Source organism: Gemmata algarum, from assembly GCF_034097035.1.
Taxonomy (GTDB): domain Bacteria; phylum Planctomycetota; class Planctomycetia; order Gemmatales; family Gemmataceae; genus Gemmata; species Gemmata algarum.
On the sequence record NZ_JAXBLV010000034.1, the window covers coordinates 48,424 to 66,638 of the forward strand.

General features: G+C 68.2%; 17 protein-coding genes. 13 read left to right on the top strand and 4 right to left on the bottom strand.

Going from position 1 to position 18,215, the window contains the following annotated elements; all coding sequences use genetic code 11:
* Nucleotides 1-83 precede the first annotated feature (83 nt).
* The gene (locus tag R5W23_RS05115) at nucleotides 84-728 is read left to right on the top strand and encodes a transposase (protein ID WP_320685389.1); all 645 of its coding nucleotides are present in this window, start codon (nucleotides 84-86) and stop codon (nucleotides 726-728) included.
* Between the two features lie 106 nt (nucleotides 729-834).
* Here the strand turns inward: R5W23_RS05115 and R5W23_RS05120 are convergent, their stop codons facing one another.
* Both R5W23_RS05120 and R5W23_RS05125 read right to left on the bottom strand, forming a co-directional pair.
* Nucleotides 835-3,810, bottom strand: coding sequence for a DUF1553 domain-containing protein (locus R5W23_RS05120; RefSeq protein ID WP_320685397.1), 2,976 nt, complete (start codon nucleotides 3,808-3,810; stop codon nucleotides 835-837).
* A gap of 142 nt (nucleotides 3,811-3,952) precedes the next feature.
* On the bottom strand, nucleotides 3,953-5,125 hold the full coding sequence (locus tag R5W23_RS05125) for a CotH kinase family protein (protein ID WP_320685398.1): 1,173 nt from the start codon (nucleotides 5,123-5,125) through the stop codon (nucleotides 3,953-3,955).
* 243 nt (nucleotides 5,126-5,368) lie between these two features.
* Here R5W23_RS05125 and R5W23_RS05130 point away from each other — a divergent pair, with 243 nt between their 5' ends.
* The 3 genes from R5W23_RS05130 (at nucleotide 5,369) to R5W23_RS05140 (ending at nucleotide 7,806) form a co-directional block, all read left to right on the top strand.
* On the top strand, nucleotides 5,369-7,015 hold the full coding sequence (locus R5W23_RS05130; protein ID WP_320685399.1) for a glycine--tRNA ligase: 1,647 nt from the start codon (nucleotides 5,369-5,371) through the stop codon (nucleotides 7,013-7,015).
* A 95-nt stretch (nucleotides 7,016-7,110) separates the two neighbouring features.
* Entirely contained in the window at nucleotides 7,111-7,434 is a 324-nt protein-coding gene (locus tag R5W23_RS05135; RefSeq protein WP_320685400.1) for a hypothetical protein, read from the top strand.
* A 15-nt stretch (nucleotides 7,435-7,449) separates the two neighbouring features.
* The gene (locus R5W23_RS05140) at nucleotides 7,450-7,806 is read left to right on the top strand and encodes a TIGR02996 domain-containing protein (RefSeq protein WP_320685401.1); all 357 of its coding nucleotides are present in this window, start codon (nucleotides 7,450-7,452) and stop codon (nucleotides 7,804-7,806) included.
* Between the two features lie 189 nt (nucleotides 7,807-7,995).
* Here the strand turns inward: R5W23_RS05140 and R5W23_RS05145 are convergent, their stop codons facing one another.
* Nucleotides 7,996-8,367, bottom strand: coding sequence for a TIGR03066 family protein (locus tag R5W23_RS05145; RefSeq protein ID WP_261190079.1), 372 nt, complete (start codon nucleotides 8,365-8,367; stop codon nucleotides 7,996-7,998).
* Between the two features lie 309 nt (nucleotides 8,368-8,676).
* Here R5W23_RS05145 and R5W23_RS05150 point away from each other — a divergent pair, with 309 nt between their 5' ends.
* The 9 genes from R5W23_RS05150 to R5W23_RS05190 all read left to right on the top strand — a co-directional run bounded on the left by R5W23_RS05150 (nucleotide 8,677) and on the right by R5W23_RS05190 (nucleotide 16,583).
* A complete protein-coding gene (locus R5W23_RS05150) occupies nucleotides 8,677-8,883 on the top strand; it encodes a hypothetical protein (RefSeq protein ID WP_320685402.1) in 207 nt (68 codons plus the stop codon).
* 246 nt (nucleotides 8,884-9,129) lie between these two features.
* Nucleotides 9,130-10,875, top strand: a complete 1,746-nt coding sequence (gene groL, locus R5W23_RS05155; RefSeq protein WP_320685403.1) for a chaperonin GroEL — start codon at nucleotides 9,130-9,132, stop codon at nucleotides 10,873-10,875.
* Between the two features lie 122 nt (nucleotides 10,876-10,997).
* Nucleotides 10,998-11,309 (top strand): co-chaperone GroES, encoded by a 312-nt coding sequence (groES, locus tag R5W23_RS05160; protein WP_320685404.1) that lies wholly within the window; start codon nucleotides 10,998-11,000, stop codon nucleotides 11,307-11,309.
* Between the two features lie 120 nt (nucleotides 11,310-11,429).
* Nucleotides 11,430-13,115, top strand: a complete 1,686-nt coding sequence (groL, locus tag R5W23_RS05165) for a chaperonin GroEL (protein ID WP_320685405.1) — start codon at nucleotides 11,430-11,432, stop codon at nucleotides 13,113-13,115.
* A 139-nt stretch (nucleotides 13,116-13,254) separates the two neighbouring features.
* Nucleotides 13,255-14,409 (top strand): J domain-containing protein, encoded by a 1,155-nt coding sequence (locus tag R5W23_RS05170; protein WP_320685406.1) that lies wholly within the window; start codon nucleotides 13,255-13,257, stop codon nucleotides 14,407-14,409.
* 117 nt (nucleotides 14,410-14,526) lie between these two features.
* Entirely contained in the window at nucleotides 14,527-15,051 is a 525-nt protein-coding gene (locus R5W23_RS05175; protein WP_261190075.1) for a nucleotide exchange factor GrpE, read from the top strand.
* A gap of 94 nt (nucleotides 15,052-15,145) precedes the next feature.
* The gene (locus R5W23_RS05180; RefSeq protein WP_010052533.1) at nucleotides 15,146-15,478 is read left to right on the top strand and encodes an FmdB family zinc ribbon protein; all 333 of its coding nucleotides are present in this window, start codon (nucleotides 15,146-15,148) and stop codon (nucleotides 15,476-15,478) included.
* A 61-nt stretch (nucleotides 15,479-15,539) separates the two neighbouring features.
* Complete coding sequence (locus tag R5W23_RS05185; RefSeq protein WP_320685407.1) at nucleotides 15,540-15,728, top strand: DNA gyrase inhibitor YacG; 189 nt, start codon at nucleotides 15,540-15,542, stop codon at nucleotides 15,726-15,728.
* A gap of 333 nt (nucleotides 15,729-16,061) precedes the next feature.
* Nucleotides 16,062-16,583, top strand: coding sequence for an NYN domain-containing protein (locus tag R5W23_RS05190; protein WP_320685408.1), 522 nt, complete (start codon nucleotides 16,062-16,064; stop codon nucleotides 16,581-16,583).
* Nucleotides 16,584-16,625: 42 nt separating this feature from the next.
* Here the strand turns inward: R5W23_RS05190 and R5W23_RS05195 are convergent, their stop codons facing one another.
* Nucleotides 16,626-18,182: a tetratricopeptide repeat protein gene (locus R5W23_RS05195; protein WP_320685409.1), complete on the bottom strand. Its 1,557-nt coding sequence runs from the start codon at nucleotides 18,180-18,182 to the stop codon at nucleotides 16,626-16,628.
* Nucleotides 18,183-18,215: the final 33 nt, after the last annotated feature.

Below are 18,215 nucleotides of genomic sequence, written 5' to 3' on the forward strand. Positions count from 1 at the left end.
CCCGTGCGTTAGGCTGCACCGGGTGAGCACCTGTACTCGAGCGGCGGTCGCTGGCCCACGCGGCCGCCGCGGGCGGGCACCGGGTGCTGGTGCGGCTCACCCAGGCGCGGTTCCGGTCCCTGGCCCGCGGCGCCCGACCGGCCGGGGACGGGCGGTGGTCCCTGACGTGGACCCCGACGGCCGCGGACCGCAAGGGGAACCCGGGCCTGGGTCCCGACGCGTCGGTCACCGGTTGGCGGCACCAGGTGGTGGTGCGCGCGGACCTGACGCGGTGGCTGTTCGCCACGGTGGACGGGACCGGGGCCGAGTTGGGCCCGTTGTACCGGCGCCGCCCGGATGTGGAGACCGACATCCGGGACGTGAAGCGGACCCTGGGGGTGGACCAGATGCGGGGGCGCACCGTGCCCATGGTGGACAAGGAGCTGAGCGCCTGGCTGCTGGCGTACAACTTGGCCACCCAGGTGCGCCGGGCGGCCGCCGGGGCCCGCGGGGTGGAGCCCCGGCGGATCAGCTTCGCGGCGGTCTGGAGCTTGGTACGGGCGATGGTCCCGGCACTCCGCCCGGGGCCTCCCGAGGGGCACTTGGGGGCGTGGTTCGAGAGGCTCGTCCGGGCGGCCGGACAACGGGTGCTGCCGAACCGGCCGCCCGGACGACAGTACCCGCGCGAGCTCATACCACGAAGTCGCGGGTACCCCGAGCGGAAACGGACTAAGAAACAAACGACCTAGAAGTTAAGTGCCATTGGGCCTCTGGCCCGCTTCTGCGCTGGCGGCCCCGTTCCGCGTGGCGGTTCGGACGCGCGGTGCGGCAGCGGGCCAGAGGCCCGCGCTCCAGTCAATCCACGAACACGAACTCGTTCAGGTTCAGCACCACGCGGCACGCGTTCGCCAGGCCGTGCTCCTTCGCGTAGCCCGCGAGCGCGTCCCGCTCCGCCGCCGTGGGCGCGCGCCCGAGCGCGAGCCGAAACGCGGCGGTCATTCGCTCCGCGTCGGTGGCGCCCAACTTCTCGACCCGGGCCGCGAAGTGCTTCGCCATCGCCACCGAGAGCCGGTTGTTCAGGAGCGCCAGCGCCTGCTGGGGCGTCAGCGTCTCGTTCCGCTTCTCCACCGCCAGCGACGGGTCTGCGCAGTCGAGCGCGGCCATGAAGGGCTGTTGCTTCGACCGCACCACGAACCGGTAGACCGCGCGCCGGTGCGTCCTCGCGTCTTCTGGGTCGTGGAGGTGGTACTGGTAGTGCGGCGAGTGCTCCGGCTTCTCGATCACGAAGTCCTGGAAGCTCGGCCCGCCGGCGGTGAGGTCGAGCTTTCCGGCGGCTGCAAGGATCGAGTCGCGAACGGCCTCCGCTTCGAGCTTCCGCCGGTTCTGGCGCCAGAGGTAGCGGTTGTCGGCGTCGGTCTTTGCGTTCGCCTCGTTCGAACCAGAAACCTGCTTGTAGGTTTGACTCGTGACGATCCGCTTGTGGAGCTTTTTCAGCGACTGGTGCTCGCGCAGCTCGCTGGCGAGGTAATCGAGCAGTTCGGGGTGCGTGGGGAGTTGCCCCATTTTGCCGAAGTCGTTCGGCGTGTCCACGATCCCGCGGCCGAAGTGGTACTGCCACACCCGGTTCGCCATCACCCGCCAGGTGAGCGGGTTGTTCGTGTCCGTCAGCCACTTCGCCAGCGCCGCCCGCCGTTCGCCCTCGCTGTGACCGGTAGGTAAGGCGAAATGCGCGTTCGCCCCGGGAACGGCGCCGATCGCCCCGGGCGCCACTTCTTTTCCGGGCTTGGTCACGTCGCCGCGCGCGAGCACGTGAATCGGCCGCGGCTTGCCGCCGCTCGCGCCGGTGCCCACGAACGTGCCGCTGCCGGTGTGGACCGCGCCGACGTATGCCACCCGGCGGGCGGCCCGGAGCGCGCCGAGTTCGGCGTCGATCGCGGCGATGTCGGCCCCCAGCTCGCCGAGCCGAGCCGCTTCCTTCTCCCCGAGCGCGGCACGCAGCAGTGCGTCGCGCCGCTCGGCGAGCCGGGCGCGCTCCCCGGCGGTGAGTGCCGGCCCCGGAGCGGCCAGCCCGTCGGTCAGGTTCGACTTCCGCCACCGCACCGGCGCCTCGGTGCTGTCGAGCGCGGTCACCGGGCGACCGCGGGCGAGGTTCTTGCCCGCGGCGTCGAGCGCTTCAAGTTCGGCTAGCGCGAGAATGTAATCGTTCTGTCGCGGCGCGAGCTTGGTTGCCGTCACGCGGACGTATCGGCCCGTTCGGGCACCGGCCGTTGCGCGGTACGGCGCCATACCGGGGGGCGGGAAATCTTTTGCGGTTTCGTCGGCTAAAACGGTGCTCGTGTTGAACGCCGGATCGTCGCTCAGTTCGACCCGGAACCGGACCGGGAACCCGAACCCGGCGCCGATGCCGTTGAAGTCGTCGTGACACGGCCTCAGCACAACATGGTCCAGTTTCTGGCTCGCGCCGAGATCGACCTGAACCCACTTCACCGCGTCCTGCTTGGTCGCGATCGCCGAATGGTAGCCGAACTCCGGCGGCTTGGATGCGGGGGCCGGGCGGGCCGCGTCGGCGATCTGCTTCTCGATCGCGGCGAGGTCGGCCCCGGCCTTGTTCCGGGCCGCAATTTCGAGTGCGGCCCGTGCGGCCGTCGCGGCCTTCTTGCGCCCCTCCAGTTCCGCGCGCCGGGCGGCGACCTTCGGGTCCGCATCGTAAGCGCGGTCGGTGCGGTCGAGGGCCGCGAACACCGCTTGCAGCTTGTAGTAATCCTCCTGCGTGATCGGGTCGAACTTGTGGTTGTGGCACTGGGCACAGTGGGCCGTCAGCCCCATGAACGTGCCGACCGTGTTCGCGACCATGTCGTCCCGGTCGAGGTGGCGTGCGATCTTGCCATCGACCTTCGACTCGGGCACCTCGGCGTGGCCGATGAGGTCCCACGGCCCGGCCGCCAGGAACCCCAGCGCCTCGATCCCGTCAACGGTGCCGGGGTACAGCACGTCGCCGGCGATCTGTTCCGCCACGAACCGGCCGTAGGGCTTGTCGGTGTTGAGCGCGCGGATGACGTAGTCGCGGTACGGCCAGGCGTTCGGGCGCGGCTTGTCCTTATCGTACCCGTGCGTCTCACCAAAGTGGACCACGTCGAGCCAGTGCCGCGCCCAGCGCTCGCCGTACTGCGGTGACGCGAGCAACTGGTCCACGAGCCGCTCGTAAACGTCCGGGGCCGTGCTCGCGACGAACGTGTCCACCTCCTCCGGCGCCGGCGGCAGGCCGATGAGGTCGAAGTACAGGCGCCGGATCAGCGTGCGCCGGTCGGCCTCGGGTGCGGGCGCGAGCCCCTTCTCCCGGAGCTTCGCGCGGACGAACGCATCAACGGGATGCTCCTTCTCAGCGCCGGGAACGGCGGGCCGCTTGAGCGGCCGAAGGCTCCACCAGTCGAGCGGGTTCGCGGCGGCCGAGCCGTCGTCGGGCCACTTCGCGCCGTCGTCGATCCACCGCTTCAGCACGGCGACTTCGGCCGCACTCAGCCCCGCCCCCTTCGGGGGCATCCGGGTGTCGGCGTCGGTGCTCGTGACGAGTTTGAGGATGTGACTGTCGACGGATTTGCCGGGTTGGATGGCCTTGCCGGAATCGCCGCCGGCGAGGGCGTCGGCCTTGCGGTCCAGCCGGAACCCGCCTTTTTGCTTTTCGGCCCCGTGGCACGACGCGCAGTGTTTGGCGAAGATCGGTTTGACGTCTCGCTCAAAAGCGACCGGTTGCGGCGGCGCTGCGGGGGCGCCGGTTCGCACCGCGAGCAGCGCGGCCCCGAGCGCGAACGGGAGAGAGAGGCGCATCGGCATGAGGCGGGACTCCGGACGGCCGGACACAGGCGGGATTCGCTGAGCGTACCCGAACCGGGGCGGCAACGCCAGCGTCGCCGCCCCGGTTCGGGTACACGTCGGGAGTCAAAAAGAATGAGGGGCGGGAGTGAGCCGCCCGGAGTCACTTTTCCGGCGGCAGGCGCTTGATCTGGTCGTTGACGATCTTCTCCCGCTCCTTGATCGCGAACCGCAGCCGGTTCACCTGGTTCTTGTAGTCGCGGGCCGCGCCGCGATCGACCGTGGCCAGCGCCGGCTGCACGACGGCTTCCAACTCGTCGAGCCGGCGGATAAGGGCCACCGGGTTGTAGATCTTCTTGTCCATGATCTCGCGGAGCCGGGCGAGGTAGCGCTTCTTGCCCTCCTTTGTCTTCATCAGCTCGCGGGCCACGCCGCCGCCCCAGTCCGGCATGATCGGCCAGTTGATGTCGTGGAACATCTGGTCCATCCCGGACGGGATGAAGGTGATCTTGTTCGTCTTCGGGTCGTGGTAGATGCGGTAGTTGTTGCACTTCGACGGGTACCCGTCCCAGTCCGAGGTGATCATCTCGATCACCATGTAGCTGATGAACCGGTCCAGGTCGAGGAGCTTTTCCAGCTTCTCGAACCGCTTCCGCTCGTTCGGCTCGCGCACCGCGGCCCACAGCGCCTTCAGGTCGGCGTGGTCCTTCACGTCGCCCTTGCCGGGGTTCACCTCCAGCGGCTGGTCGATCTCGCGCAGGAACCCGCCGTCGTAGAAGTTGCCGTTGCTGCTCCCGAAGTTCTCCTTGAGGAACGTCTTGTCGTACCCCTCTTTGATGTAGTAGAGCCCGCGGCTGCGGCCGTTGAGCGTGAGCTTCGCGAAGCTGATCCGGGAGGCCGGCACGCCCGCGGCGCGGAACATCTCGCCGCAGATCAGCTCCGACAGGTAGCTCGGGTCCTGCGCCGAGTTCGCGAGGTGGAGCTTCTCCATCCCGCGGTACCGCTGCGCGTCGGTGAACTTGTCCACGTTCAGCGTGAGCCCCGGCTTGTCGTTGAAGTCGCGGTAGCTGCCCGCGGCGCCCTTCAAGTGGATGCCCACATCGACGTACTCGTCTTTTCCGTCCTTGAGCAGGCACTTGACGTACTTCCGCGGGTCGCGCTGGAGCGCCTCGGTCTCCTTCTTGTCGAGGGTGATGACGAGGTCGAGCACCTGCGGCTTGCGGAACAGCGCGTCGCGGTCGGTGATGACCCGCGGGGGCGGCACCTCCGCGGCCGGGGTGCGCGCCACCGCGAGCGCGCAAGCGCCGAGCACGACGGCTAACACGGTTCGTTTCACAACAGGCTCCGGGTGTGCGTGGCGGTGCAGCGTGTCCCGATTGTAGCCCCGGACCGGTGCGGGCCACAAGCGCGAGGGCAGGCCAGTCCATATCATGTCCACGCCGCGCGGCAAGGTTCGCCCGAACCGGACACCCGCGGCGGCTCTCCACCATTTAGCGGGGTCCAGGCCAAGGGCTTCGCACATGACCGGGCCGCGGGAAGCTCCGCTGACAGGCCCGGTCGAGAGAAAGAGGTACGCGCGATGGCGAAGAAGATCGAGGACATGGCGAAGTTCGCCAAGTTCTGCAAGGACATGGGGTTCATCTTCCAGTCCTCGGAAATCTACGGCGGGATCAACGGGTTCTGGGACTACGGCCCGCTCGGCGTCGAGCTGAAGCGGAACATCAAGGAGGCGTGGTGGCAGGACATGGTCCGCTGCCCGCCCCCCGGCCCCGACGGGCAAGAGATCCGGATGGTCGGGCTGGACTGCGCGATCATCATGAACCCGCAGGTGTGGGTCGCCAGCGGTCACGTCGGCGGGTTCTCGGACCCGATGGTGGACTGCCTCAAGTGCAAGCGTCGGTTCCGCGCCGACAAAGTTCAGTTCGCTTGCGCCGTTGTAGACGGTGCCCCGCACGCCGTTTCGGTCGAGGCCGACAACGCGACCGACGCTGAACCGCTGCTCAAAGAGAAGATCGCGAAGCTCGATAAGAAGAAGAGCCCCATCGGGAAAGCGCTGAAGGCGGCTCCGCAACTGGAGCACCACGCGGCGGCATCCATCCCGGCGTCGTGGCCGCGGCCGTGTCCGACGGACGACTGCGACGGCACCTTGACCGAGCCGCGGGCGTTCAACCTAATGTTCGAGTCGCACGCCGGGCCGATCGCGTCGGACGAGAACAAAGTGTACTTGCGGCCCGAAACCGCGCAGGGGATTTTCGCCAACTACAAGAACGTGCTCGACTCATCACGACTGAAGCTGCCGTTCGGGATCGCGCAAGTTGGGAAGGCGTTCCGCAACGAGATCAACCCGCGGAACTTCACCTTCCGGTCGCGCGAGTTCGAGCAGATGGAGATCGAGTTCTTCTGCCACCCGGACGAGTCGATGAAGTGGTACCAGTACTGGCGCGACCTGCGCAAGAAGTGGTACAGCACGCTCGGCATCCAGAGCGACAACCTCGTCCCGCGCGAGCAGGGCAAGGAGGAGCTGGCGCACTACTCGATCGGCACTACCGACATCGAGTACCTGTTCCCGTTCTCGGACGAGCCGCAGGAACTTGAAGGGGTCGCACACCGCGGCAACTTCGACCTCTCGGCCCACGCACACCGTAGCGGGAAAGATCTCAAATACTTCGACGAGGAGGGCTGGAACGCGCTTCTGCAAACGCGCCTGGAGCCGTTCAAGGACGATAAGGCCAAGCGCGAGGAAGAGAAGAAGAAGCTCGAAAAGGAGGAGAAGGCGCGGTTCCAGTTCGTGCCGCACGTGATCGAGCCGTCGGCCGGGGCCGACCGGTTCACGCTCGCGGTGCTGTGCGAGGCGTACAGCGAGGACAGCGTGCCGGACGCGAAGGGCGGCACCGAGACGCGGATCGTGATGCGGTTCCACCCGCGGCTCGCGCCGATCAAGGCTGCGATCTTCCCGCTCGTCAACAAGGACGGGATGGACGAGGCCGCGAAGGAGCTGTACCGCTCGCTGAAGCCGTACTTCAACGTCGTGTACGACCAGAGCGGCGCCATCGGGCGGCGCTACCGGCGGCAGGACGAGGCCGGCACCCCGTTCTGCATCACGGTGGACGGCGACACCATGAAGGACGGCACCGTTACGATCCGCGACCGCGACACGCTCAAGCAGGAACGGATTCCGAAGGAGCGGGTGCGGGAAGTGATTGCTCAGGCGCTCGCGCCGGTGTAGGCTCGTCGGGCCGCCCGTTGTGCGGGAACAGGTTCCGCACAACGGGCGGCACTGTATTCAGGGATTCGCCCGTGCAGATCAACGGCATTGACGGTATGTCGGTCCGGGAACTGGTCGATTCGGTGGAGCGCGGCGGCCGGTTCGTGATCTTTCAGTACGCCGTTTCGGTTGTTGTGCTGAGCTTCAAGAGGCCGACGGATATTCACTTCGTGCCCCCCGGTGAGGGAACGTTCGGCAAGTCGGTCGGCCCGACGCTGGTCAGCCTGTTCCTCGGCTGGTGGGGGTTCCCGTTCGGCATCTTCTTCACCATCGAGTCACTTTTCGTTAATCTGCGCGGCGGGCGCGACGTGACCGGCGAGGTGATGCGCGCGATCCTGGCCGACGCCGGCCGCGCCCCCGCCAAGCCGTGGGAGCGCTAGCCCGGAGCCGCAACGATGACCGCAGACGAGCGCGGGTTCCTCGCCACGCTGGACACGAACCCGAACGACCACACGGCCCGCGCCGCCTACGCGGACTGGCTGGACGAGCAGGGCCGCCGCTACGAGGCCGCGCTCGAGCGCGGCCGCGCCGGTCTATCGGAGGTGTACTTCAAGATCCGGCGCAAGTCCGACGGGCTGTTCTCCGAAGGGGCCGAGCCGCGCGGCGTGAAGAAGTGGTCCGCGCTGGGCAAGATGTGGCCCAAACTGCACGTCCTCCAGGCGCACCTGATTTCTTACGTCAAGCACCACCGCCCCGCGCTGCGGCGCGACCGATGTGCTGTACAACGGCGACACGCCCTGGAGCGACATTGAAGTTGTCGTTGTGGAGTTGCACCCGGTCGTCGCCGCGGCCCGTGACTCTGCGTTACGACCCCGCGGACACCAGCGGCGGCGTCGAGGTGACCGTCGCCGAGCCACATCTGGAAGGCTGAAATGGCGTGCGGCCGACGGGTGCCGTCGGCCGCGCGGTCGTTGATTCAAGTGGGCGCCGTTCGCTCGCATTCACTTGTCCCGCATCCGCACGAGGAGCAGCGGGCGGCCCTTCTCACCGGTTCCCAGCAGTTGACCGTCGGTCAGCTTGGCGACGGTGACCGAGCGCGAGTCTTCCACGCCCGCGATTTTCAGCGTGAGGGTGAGGGTGCGCCCTTCGATCTGATATTTGCCCGCGGCCTTACTCTCTTCGCCCTTGCGGGTGATCCGCACGACGAGCCCGCCCTGTTCCTCGAACTCGAACACGACCAGCCGCTTCTCCGGGTCGCCCTTGGCTTCCCACTTCCCAACGAGCTTGGCCGGGTCGAGCACCGGTTCGTTGTCCCCCGCCGACAGACTTCCCGCCAGTACGAACAGTGTCACGGTCGTGAGTATTGCGCGCATCGCATTTACCTTTCGAGAGTTCGGCACCCGATGAACCACTCGGTTCGTGGCGCCCGTGAACCGCCTGCGATGACATTTGCGAACCGCGTGCCAGGACATCCGGCAGGAACCGGACGAAGCGGAAGATCGGAACCGCGCCGGTTCGACCCCGTCGTTCGCGCCGCCCGAACGGGTGCGTCAGCCCGCCTACCCGGTTCTGCGCTGTAAAATGTCGATAGAACTCTCTCCTTTGAGGTCACTGCGATGCCGAAACGAATTCGTTGCGGGTGTCGGCGGAACCCCGACTGCAAGTTATGTGCAGGCGCCGGCGTGTACGAGTACGAACCCGGGCCGCTCGGCTGGATGCCGTTCACGTGCCCGACCTGCGAGGGGCGGCGGGAGATGGTCGTTGAAGGCAAAACCGAGCGGTGCTCCACCTGTTCCGGGGCCGGCTCGGTGGACCCGGCTAACCCGCCACGCGACACCAGCACGAAGGGCTTCATGCGCGACATCTGGCGCATCTTCATGGGCGGCTGATCCCGCCCGCCGCGCCACGGCTCGGGCGGCATGGCGGCGGCGGGCTCAAAGCGGGTGCCTGACATTTCGCGTTTGGTCCGGTTCTTGGTTCCTGCCACTCTGACACCGCGGGCCGCGGCTTTTCCCAGACAGGTGTCGGCAAGTCATTGTTGATTCACAGGTTGCGACGACATGTCTTGACGGCACGCCTGTTGCATGCGAGCGGCCGATAGCTAAATCCGTTACCCCAGAAGAGCGGTAGAACCGATGGCATCGAAGCAACTTTCGTACGCGGATGACGCACGGCAGAAGCTCCTCGCGGGCGCCAGCAAGCTGGCCCGGGCCGTCCGCTCCACCCTCGGGCCGCGCGGCCGCAACGCGGTGCTCGATAAGGGCTGGGGCGCGCCGAACGTCACCAAGGACGGCGTCACCGTCGCCGAGGAGATCGAGCTCCAGGACCCGTTCGAGAACATGGGCGCGCAGCTCGTGAAGGAAGCGTCCTCGAAGACCAGCGACGTGGCGGGCGACGGCACCACCACCGCCACCGTGCTCGCGGAGTTCATCTTCCGCGAGGGGCTCAAGAGCGTCGCCGGCGGGCACGACCCGATGGCCGTCGTGCGCGGCGTCCAGAAGGGCGTCGAGAAGGTCGTGGAGGAGCTCCACAAGATCGCCGAAGAGATCGACCCGAAGGACAACAAGTCCATCACCGAGGTGGCCTCGATCGCGGCCAACAACGACAAGGAGATCGGCAAGAAGCTCGCCGAGGCGATGAAGCTGGTCGGCGCCACCAACGGCGTCATCACCATCGAAGAGGGCAAGAGCGCCGACACCGAGATCAAGGTCGTCCAGGGGATGCAGTTCGACCGCGGGTACCTGTCCCCGCACTTCGTCACCAACCCCGAAACGGTGACCTGCGAGTTCGAGAACCCGTACATCCTGATCTACGAAGAGAAGATCAGCTCGCTGAAGACCATCATCCCGCTGCTCGAGTGGGCCGCGAAGGAGAAGGTCCAGCTCCTCATCATCGCCGAGGACATCGAGGGCGAGGCACTGGCGGCGCTGGTGCTCAACAAGCTCAAGGGCGTGGTGCAGGTGTGCGCCGTGAAGGCCCCGGGCTACGGCGACCGCCGCAAGGCCATGCTCGAAGACATCGCCATCCTCACCGGCGGCAAGGCGATCTTCAAGGACCTCGCGGTCCAGATCGACGCCACCACCCCGGGTCCGAAGGGCGCGATCCCGACCGTCGTGGCCGAGAAGATGCTCGGCCGCGCCAAGAAGGTGAAGATCGACTCCGAGAACACCACCGTCACCGAGGGGGCGGGCAAGAAGCCGGACATCACCGGCCGGGCCGAGTCGATCCGCAAGGAGATCGAGAAGACCGAGAGCGAGTACGACCGCGAGAAGCTGCAAGAGCGGCTCGCCAAGCTCGCCGGCGGCGTGGCCCAGGTGAAGGTCGGCGGCGCCACCGAGACCGCGATGAAGGAGCGGAAGGCGCTGTACGAGGACAGCCTGCACGCGACCCGCGCGGCCCTGGCCGAGGGCATCGTCCCCGGCGGCGGCGTGGCCCTGCTGAACGCCCGCAAGGTGCTCGAGAAGGCGATGAAGGCCGAGGGCGATGAGGCCGCCGGCATGGGCGTGCTGTACCGCGCCCTCGCGATGCCGTGCCAGATGATCGCGGAGAACGCCGGCAAGGACGGCACCGTGGTCGTGTCCCACGTCCTCAAGGGCAAGGACAAGAACTACGGCTACAACGCCGACACCGACAAGTACGAAGACCTCCGCGCGTCGGGCGTCATCGACCCGGTGAAGGTGACCCGCAGCGCCCTCCAGCACGGCGCCAGCGTCGCGTGCCTGCTCCTCACCACCGAGTGCATGATCGCCGACATCCCCGAGCCGAAGAAGGCCGGCGGCGACCACCACGACCACGATCACGGCGGCGGCATGGGTGGCATGGGCGGCATGGGTGGCATGGGTGGCATGGGCGGCATGGGTGGCATGGGCGGGATGATGTAACGCCTCGCGAGTGCCGGGGGCGGAGCGCTCGAGCGAAACGCGAGTGCCGGCCCCCGAGCGCCGAACGTGAAATACCAGACACGAAAAACAAAACACCAAACACGATAGGATCGGAGCGAATCATGGCAAAAGGCGACAAGCAACTGGTCCTCAAGCCGCTCGACGACCGCGTGGTGCTGGAGCCCACCGAGGCCGAAGAGAAGACCGCCGGCGGCATCCTGCTGCCGGACACCGCGAAGCAGAAGCCCCAGCAGGGCAAGGTGATCGCGGTCGGCCCGGGCAAGCTCACCGACAAGGGCACCCGCACCGTCCTGGCCGTGAAGGTCGGCGACACGGTGCTGTTCGGCAAGTACAGCGGCTCGGACGTCGAAGTGAACGGCAAAGAGTACAAGATCGTCCGCGAGTCCGAGATCCTCGGCAAGCTGAACAAGTGATTTAAACCCATTTCACCGCAGAGGACGCAGAGAACGCAGAGATTGAGAACACGAGCCCCGCTCCTGCTTTCTCTCTGTGCCCTCTGCGCCCTCTGCGGTGAATCACCATCTGGAGACATCATGGCGAAGCAACTGCTCTACACCGACGACGCGCGGAAGAAGCTCCTGGCCGGGGCCGAGAAGCTGGCCAAGGCGGTCGGCTCCACCCTCGGGCCGACCGGCCGCAACGTCATCATCGACAAGTCGTTCGGCGGGCCGACCGTCACCAAGGACGGCGTGACCGTCTCGAAGGAGGTCGACCTCGCCGACCCGTTCGAGAACATGGGCGCCAAGCTGGTGAACGCGGTCGCCCAGAAGACCAGCGACACCGCCGGCGACGGCACCACCACCGCCACCGTGCTCGCGCTGGCCGTCTACCAGGAAGGGCTGCGGAACATCACCGCCGGCGCCAACCCGATGGCCGTCAAGCGGGGCATCGACAAGGCCGTGAAGGCCGCCGTCGAGCACCTCGAGACGCAGCTCACCCGCAAGGTGTCGAAGAAGGAAGAGCTGAAGCAGGTCGCCGCGATCTCGGCCAACAACGACCCGAAGATCGGCGAGCTGATGGCCGAGGCGTTCGAGAAGGTCGGCCGCGACGGGGTCATCACCGTCGAGGAGGGCAAGACCGCCGAGACGGTCCACGAGTTCGTGGAGGGGATGCAGTTCGACAAGGGGTACCTGTCCCCGTACTTCGTGGTCAACACCCCCGACCTGAAGTGGGAGCAGAAGGACGTCTCGATCCTGCTATTCGAGAAGAAGCTCTCGAACGTGCGCGAGATGCTGCCGCTGCTCGACGCCGTCGCGCAGACCCGCAAGCCGCTGCTGATCGTCGCCGAGGACGTGGAGAGCGAGGCCCTCGCGGTGCTGGTGGTGAACCGGCTGCGCGGGCTGCTCGAGGTGTGCGCGGTGAAGGCCCCGGGCTTCGGCGACCGCCGCAAGGCCATGATGGAGGACATCGCGGTCCTCACCGGCGGCACGTTCGTGAGCGAAGACCTGGGCGTGAAGCTCGACAGCGTCGAGGAACTGAGCCCGGCGGACCAGCAGCGCGGCGCCCGCCCCACGCCGAAGGTGTTCGCCCTCCTCGGCCATGCCGATCAGGTGTCGGTGGACAAGGAGAACTGCACCATCATCGTGGACCCGGACGAGGCCCGCGAGGCGGCCATCAAGGCCCGGGCGCAGACCATCCGCACCCAGATGGACCAGACCGAGAGCGAGTACGACAAGGAGAAGTTCTCCGAGCGGCTCGCGAAGCTCCTGGGCGGGGTCGCGATCATCAAAGTTGGGGCCTCCACCGAGGCCGAGATGAAGCAGACCAAGGGCCGCGTGGAGGACGCGCTGCACGCCACCCGCGCCGCGGTGAGCGAGGGCATCGTCCCCGGCGGCGGGGTGGCCCTGCTGCGGTGCGTCCCGGTGGTCGAGGCGCTCAGCGAGAAGCTGAAGGGCGACGAGCGCATCGGGGCCGAGATCGTGGCCCGGGCGCTGCTGAAGCCGATCCGCACCATCGCCGAGAACGGCGGCGTGGACGGGGCCGTGATCGCCGACGAGGTGACCACCCGCGGCGAGAAGGACCCGAACATCGGGTACAACGCCAACAGCGGCAAGTACGAGGACATGTTCAAGGCCGGCGTCCTCGACCCGCTCCGCGTCACCCGCAGCGCGCTGACCAACGCGGCCAGCATCGCCAGCCTGATGCTCACCACCGAGGTGATGATCACCCGGATCGACGAGGACGACAAGAAGTCGAAGGTGACCGGCGCGATCGCCTGACGCGGCGCGGGCGGCCGGCGGTGGGCAGCGAGCGGTGAAGAGCGGCCCCCCGCGTTCACCGCCCGCTGCCCGCACGCTATTATGGGAGTGTGTCCTTCTTTTCTGCCCGCCGCCCCCTGCTCACGGCCCACTCTTTGCTATGGCTGAAAAGCGCTGCTACTACGAGGTTCTGGGCGTCACCCGCACGGCCACCGAGGTGGAGATCACCAAGGCGTACCGGCAGCTCGCGAAACAGTACCACCCGGACCGCAACGTCGGCGACGACGAGGCGAAGGTGCGGTACGCCGAGGTGGACGAGGCGTACACGGTGCTCAACGACCCGAACCGGCGCGCCCGGTACGACCGCCACGGGCACGCCGGCGTCGAGGGCGGGGCGGCCGGCGCCGACGCCGGCGGGATGGACCTGGGCGACCTGCTCGGGGACTTCCTGGGCGGGTTCTTCGGCGGCGGCGGTGGCGGGCGCCGGCCCCGCGGCCCCCGCCGCGGCGAGAACATCACCGCCGTGCTCGACCTCGACCTGCTCGAGGCCGCGACCGGGGTGAGCAAGACGTTCACGGTGCCCTCGGAGCAGAACTGCCGCGAGTGCGGCGGGTCCGGCGCGAAGACCGGCACCCAGCCCGCACAGTGCCGCCGGTGCCGCGGCCAGGGCTTCGAGGTCGTCAACACCGGGTTCGGGATCGCCACGCGGACCCGGTGCCGCGGGTGCAACGGACGCGGTGTGGTCATCACCGACCCGTGCCCGGGGTGCCGCGGGGTGGGCCGCGTGGAGTCCCGCGAGCCGGTCACGGTCAACATCCCCGCAGGGGTGGACACCGGCGTCCGGTTCACGTACCCGAACGGCGGCCACGCCGGCGAGCCTGGCGCGCCGCGGGGGGACCTCGAGCTCGTGATCCGGGTGGCGGACCACAAGGTGTTCGAGCGCGACGGGCACAACCTGATCTGCCAGTGCCCGATCGGGTTCAGCCGGGCCGCCCTGGGCGGCTCGCTCGAGATCACGACGCTCACGAACCAGAAGGTGACGATCGAGGTGCCGAAGGGCAGCCAGACGCACTCCACGGTCGTGCGCGTGCCGAACCACGGGATGCCGTGGCTCGACGACCCGCGCCGCAAGGGCGACCTGCTCGTGCAACTGGTGGTCGAAACCCCCACCAAGTTGACCCCGGAGCAGGAGGAGCTGTTCCGCAAGCTCGCGGAACTGGAAGGGGCGACCGTCCCCGGCCCGCGCAAGGGGATCTTCGGCAAATTGAAGGATCTGGTGAGCGGCGACGCCCCTCCAAAAGAAGAGAAGAAGTGAGCCCGGGGGGCAGACGCCGGCCGTTCGCCGAACCGCTCGCCTCTTGACCTTCGGCTCCTGCCGGTTTTCGGGTTTCCGTCCTTTGACCTCTGACCTTTGCTGTCTCGGGACCTCACGATGGCCGACGAAACACCCGCCGACGCGACCGCCGAACCGACCCCGCCCCCGGCCGCCGACGCCGCAGAACTCGTTGCGGTGCGCGCCCGGCTCGAAGCCACCGAGGCCGAGCTGAGCAACTACAAGCTCAAGCTCGCGGACTTCGAGAACACCCGCAAGCGCCTCCTCCGGGACGCCGAGACGGACCGGAAGTACGCGGCCGAGGGGGTGATGCGCGACCTGCTGCCCGCGCTCGACAACCTCGACCGGGCTGTGGAGGCGGCGAAGCGGGCCGGCGACACCGGCCCCTTGGCGGTCGGCGTGGGCGCCACCTACACCCAGTTCCTCGACGCGCTGAAGCGGCACGGGGTGCTGCGCATCGTGTGCGAGCCGGGCAGCCCGTTCGACCCGAACAAGCACGAGGCGGTGATGAAGCAACCGGGCACCGAGTTCCCGCCCGACAGCGTCGTGCAGGTGCTCCAGCACGGGTTCACGCTCCATGAGCGCGTCCTGCGGCCGGCCACCGTGATGGTGGCGTCGGAGTAGTCCCCCGCTCCGGGTTCCAAGCCCCAAGTTGTTGGGACCCGTCTGCCGCTGTTGTTCTCAACTTGGGGATCGGAACCCGGACCTCGGAACCGCGATGCCTACCTACGACTACCGCTGTAACGCGTGCGGGCACACGTTCGACGAACTCCAGAAGTTCTCCGACCCGCCGCTGACCAAGTGCCCCGCGTGCAAGAAGAACAAGCTCGAGCGGCTGTTCGGCGGGGGCGGGGCGATCATCTTCAAGGGCGGCGGGTTCTACGAGACGGACTACCGCCGGGCGGGTCAGAAGTCCGAAAGCGGCGAATCCGGCGGGGGTGAGGCGGCGAAGGAAACCAAGAGCGAAACGCCGGCGGCCGACAGCACCCCGAAGACCGAAACGAAGAGCGAAAGCAAGGGCACCGGCGGCGCGAAGAAAAAGGATAAGTGAGCGGTGCTCCGGTCGTCCGGGTTGTTGGGATAATTTCCGAAGTCGCGACAGGGCGGAGCCGATGAATAAGGTGCAATGTCCGATCTGCGACGCGGCAATGCCGGGGAACTGGCAGGAGTATCCCGACTACCCGTTCTGCACGGCGCGGTGTCGCAAGATCGATCTGGGGCGGTGGCTCGACGGCAAGTACCGTGTGCCCGATCCGACTTCGCCTAACGTTCCCGCATCGCCGCAAGACGACGCCGACTGACCCGCTGGCTGCTCTGACGGCCGATCCTCCGGCCGATTTTCGATAGATAAAACCGAAGGCCGGGCGTCGCGACGCCCGGCCTTCGGCACTTTTCAGCAGCGTGCGACGGCCGCGGTCCGTTCTTCTCTGCAGCACGCCCGTCCGGGCCGCTTTCGCTTTACAGGTACGTAACCAAATCAAACCGGTAGGATGAAGCCGCCCGTGAAAGCGGCCGGGCGGCCGCGCTCCGCGGAGAAGGCCAAGACGCGGCGAATGCCTGGAGGGGTCGCGATCCGCAGGGAAGGGCGGTTCATGATATAATCACATCATGTTCATTACTTGGGCGGGTGTGCCGTGACGTTCCTCATCGACGGTTACAACCTGATGTTCGCGCTCGGGCTGGTGGGCCGCAAGACCCCGGCGCCGCAGTTCGAGCGCGCCCGCACCAAGTTCCTCGACTGGCTGGCGAGCCGATTGAAAGGCCGCGAGGCGAGCGCCCGCGTCGTGTTCGACGCGCAACAGGCCCCCGCCCCGTCGCTCGAAACGGTTCACCGCGGGGTGCGGGTCCGGTTCGCCTACCAGCGCACCGCGGACGACGTGATTGAGGAGCTGGTCGAGGTCGAGCCGAAGCCCCGGACCGTGACGGTCGTGTCGAACGACGCCCGCATCGCCGACGCCGCGCGGCGGGCCGGGTGCGGCGTTGCGTCGTGCCAGGAGTTCACCGACTGGCTCATCGGCGAAGCGAAGGAGTACGGCGCGAAGAAGGGAGCCGCACCGGAGCCCGATAAACCCGACCCCGCCGCGGAAGACACGGACGAACTGCTCCGCGTGTTCACAACCCCGGAGAGCCACCGGTTTCCGGGCCACAAGCCGTGAAACGCCAACCCGCGGGCGGACCGAGGGGCCGAATCACGTTCCTCAGACTTGCGGCTCTTCGGGGGGCGGGTCGCGGAACGGCTGGCCCGCGCGGTAAAGCGTGAGCCGGGATTCGTAATCGGCTTTGCTCGCCTCCGGGGCGAGTTCGACCGCCTTTTCCTGCCACGTCGCGGCCTCCTCGAACCGGCCCAGTTCCGCGTAGGCCGCCGCGAGCGTGTCCACGTACCCCGGCGCCTCGTGGTTCGTCAGCTCGCACGCGCGGAGGGCGTCGCGCAGCGCGGCCGCGCCGTCGCGCAGCTCGTCCCGCGGGCACGTCGCGCGGATCCAGGCGAGGTGGTTCAGCGTGGCCGCGTCGTCGGGGTCGATCTCGAACGCTTTCTGGTGGTCCTCCAGCGCCCCGACGAGGTCCCCGAGTTGGTGCCGCAGCGAGGCGCGCAGGTTGTACGCCGAGTCCGACTGCGGGTTGCGCTCGATCACCGCGGACGCGTCCGCCACGGCCGCGTGGAGGTCCCCCTTGCGGCGGTTGGCGAGCGCCCGGCCGAAGTACGGCCGCCCGCTGTCCGGCCGCAGGTCGATGGCCCGGGTGAAGTCCGCGACCGCCCGGTCCGCCTCACGCAGCTCGTGGAAGGCGTACCCGCGCTGCACGTAGGCCGCGGGGTCGTCCGGCGCCAGCTCGATCGACTTCGTGAAGTCGTCGATCGCCGCTTGCGTGTTGCGCGTGCGGGTGTGCGACAGCCCGCGGTTGAACCACGGGGCCACGTCGTTCGGGTCGATCGCGATGGCCCGCGTGAAGTCGGCAACGGCCTTCGCGTGCTCGCCCAGCTCCGCATAGGACACGCCCCGCAGGTTGAGCGCGTCCCCGTGCTTCGGGTCCAGCTTCAGGAGCCAGGTGAAGTCGCTGACGGCCTTCGCGTGCTCGTCGCACGCCGCGTACACCCGCGCCCGCTGCCAGAACGCCTCCGCGCTGGTCGGCTGGAGCCGCAGCGCGGTGCTCAGGTCGGTCAGCGCCTCGGCGGTGCGGTCGAGGGCCTCGAGCGACATCGCGCGGTACAGGTACGCGCGGGCGTTCCGCGGGCTGATGCGGAGCGCCGCGGTGTAATCGGTGACGGCGTCCTCGTGGTTGTTGAGCGCCGAGTGCGCGTTGGCGCGGTTGAAGAACACGCGGAACGTGTCCGGGGCCAGCTTTGCGGCGGTCTCGTAGTCGGCGAACGCGGCGTCGAAGTTCTTCTGGCGGCTGTACACCGCGGCCCGGCCGTTGATCGCGTCGGGGTCCTCGGGGTCGAGCTCGGCGGCCCGGGTGTAGTCGGCCAGGGCCGCGTCCAGGTCGCCGGCGTCCACGTGTGCGGTGGCGCGGTTGTGGTACGCCTCCGCGTAGTCCGGCCGCAGCTCGACGGCCCGGGTGAAGTCCGCGACCGCCTCGCCCGGCCGCCCGGCGGCGGCGTAGGCGTTGCCGCGGTGGAAGTACAGCTCGGCGTCGACCGGCTCCAGGTCGATGGCGGCGGAGAACGCCTCCAGCGCCTTGGGGTACTCGGCGCGGCGCGCGTAGGCGTGGCCGCGGCGGACGAGGTTCGACACTTCCGACGGCTGATCGCTTCCCATGCGGCCATTATACCGGTGCGGGCGGGGCCGGGG

Excerpts from the sequence above, each read along its gene's own strand:
- R5W23_RS05130 (WP_320685399.1), top strand. The coding sequence starts at position 5,369 with ATGGCGAAGAAGATCGAGGACATGGCGAAGTTCGCCAAGTTCTGCAAG.
- R5W23_RS05175 (WP_261190075.1), top strand. The coding sequence starts at position 14,527 with ATGGCCGACGAAACACCCGCCGACGCGACCGCCGAACCGACCCCGCCC.
- groL (WP_320685403.1), top strand. The coding sequence starts at position 9,130 with ATGGCATCGAAGCAACTTTCGTACGCGGATGACGCACGGCAGAAGCTC.
- R5W23_RS05195 (WP_320685409.1), bottom strand. The coding sequence starts at position 18,182 with ATGGGAAGCGATCAGCCGTCGGAAGTGTCGAACCTCGTCCGCCGCGGC.
- R5W23_RS05135 (WP_320685400.1), top strand. The coding sequence starts at position 7,111 with ATGTCGGTCCGGGAACTGGTCGATTCGGTGGAGCGCGGCGGCCGGTTC.
- R5W23_RS05185 (WP_320685407.1), top strand. The coding sequence starts at position 15,540 with ATGAATAAGGTGCAATGTCCGATCTGCGACGCGGCAATGCCGGGGAAC.
- groL (WP_320685405.1), top strand. The coding sequence starts at position 11,430 with ATGGCGAAGCAACTGCTCTACACCGACGACGCGCGGAAGAAGCTCCTG.
- R5W23_RS05170 (WP_320685406.1), top strand. The coding sequence starts at position 13,255 with ATGGCTGAAAAGCGCTGCTACTACGAGGTTCTGGGCGTCACCCGCACG.
- R5W23_RS05145 (WP_261190079.1), bottom strand. The coding sequence starts at position 8,367 with ATGCGCGCAATACTCACGACCGTGACACTGTTCGTACTGGCGGGAAGT.
- groES (WP_320685404.1), top strand. The coding sequence starts at position 10,998 with ATGGCAAAAGGCGACAAGCAACTGGTCCTCAAGCCGCTCGACGACCGC.
- R5W23_RS05180 (WP_010052533.1), top strand. The coding sequence starts at position 15,146 with ATGCCTACCTACGACTACCGCTGTAACGCGTGCGGGCACACGTTCGAC.
- R5W23_RS05140 (WP_320685401.1), top strand. The coding sequence starts at position 7,450 with ATGACCGCAGACGAGCGCGGGTTCCTCGCCACGCTGGACACGAACCCG.
- R5W23_RS05120 (WP_320685397.1), bottom strand. The coding sequence starts at position 3,810 with ATGCCGATGCGCCTCTCTCTCCCGTTCGCGCTCGGGGCCGCGCTGCTC.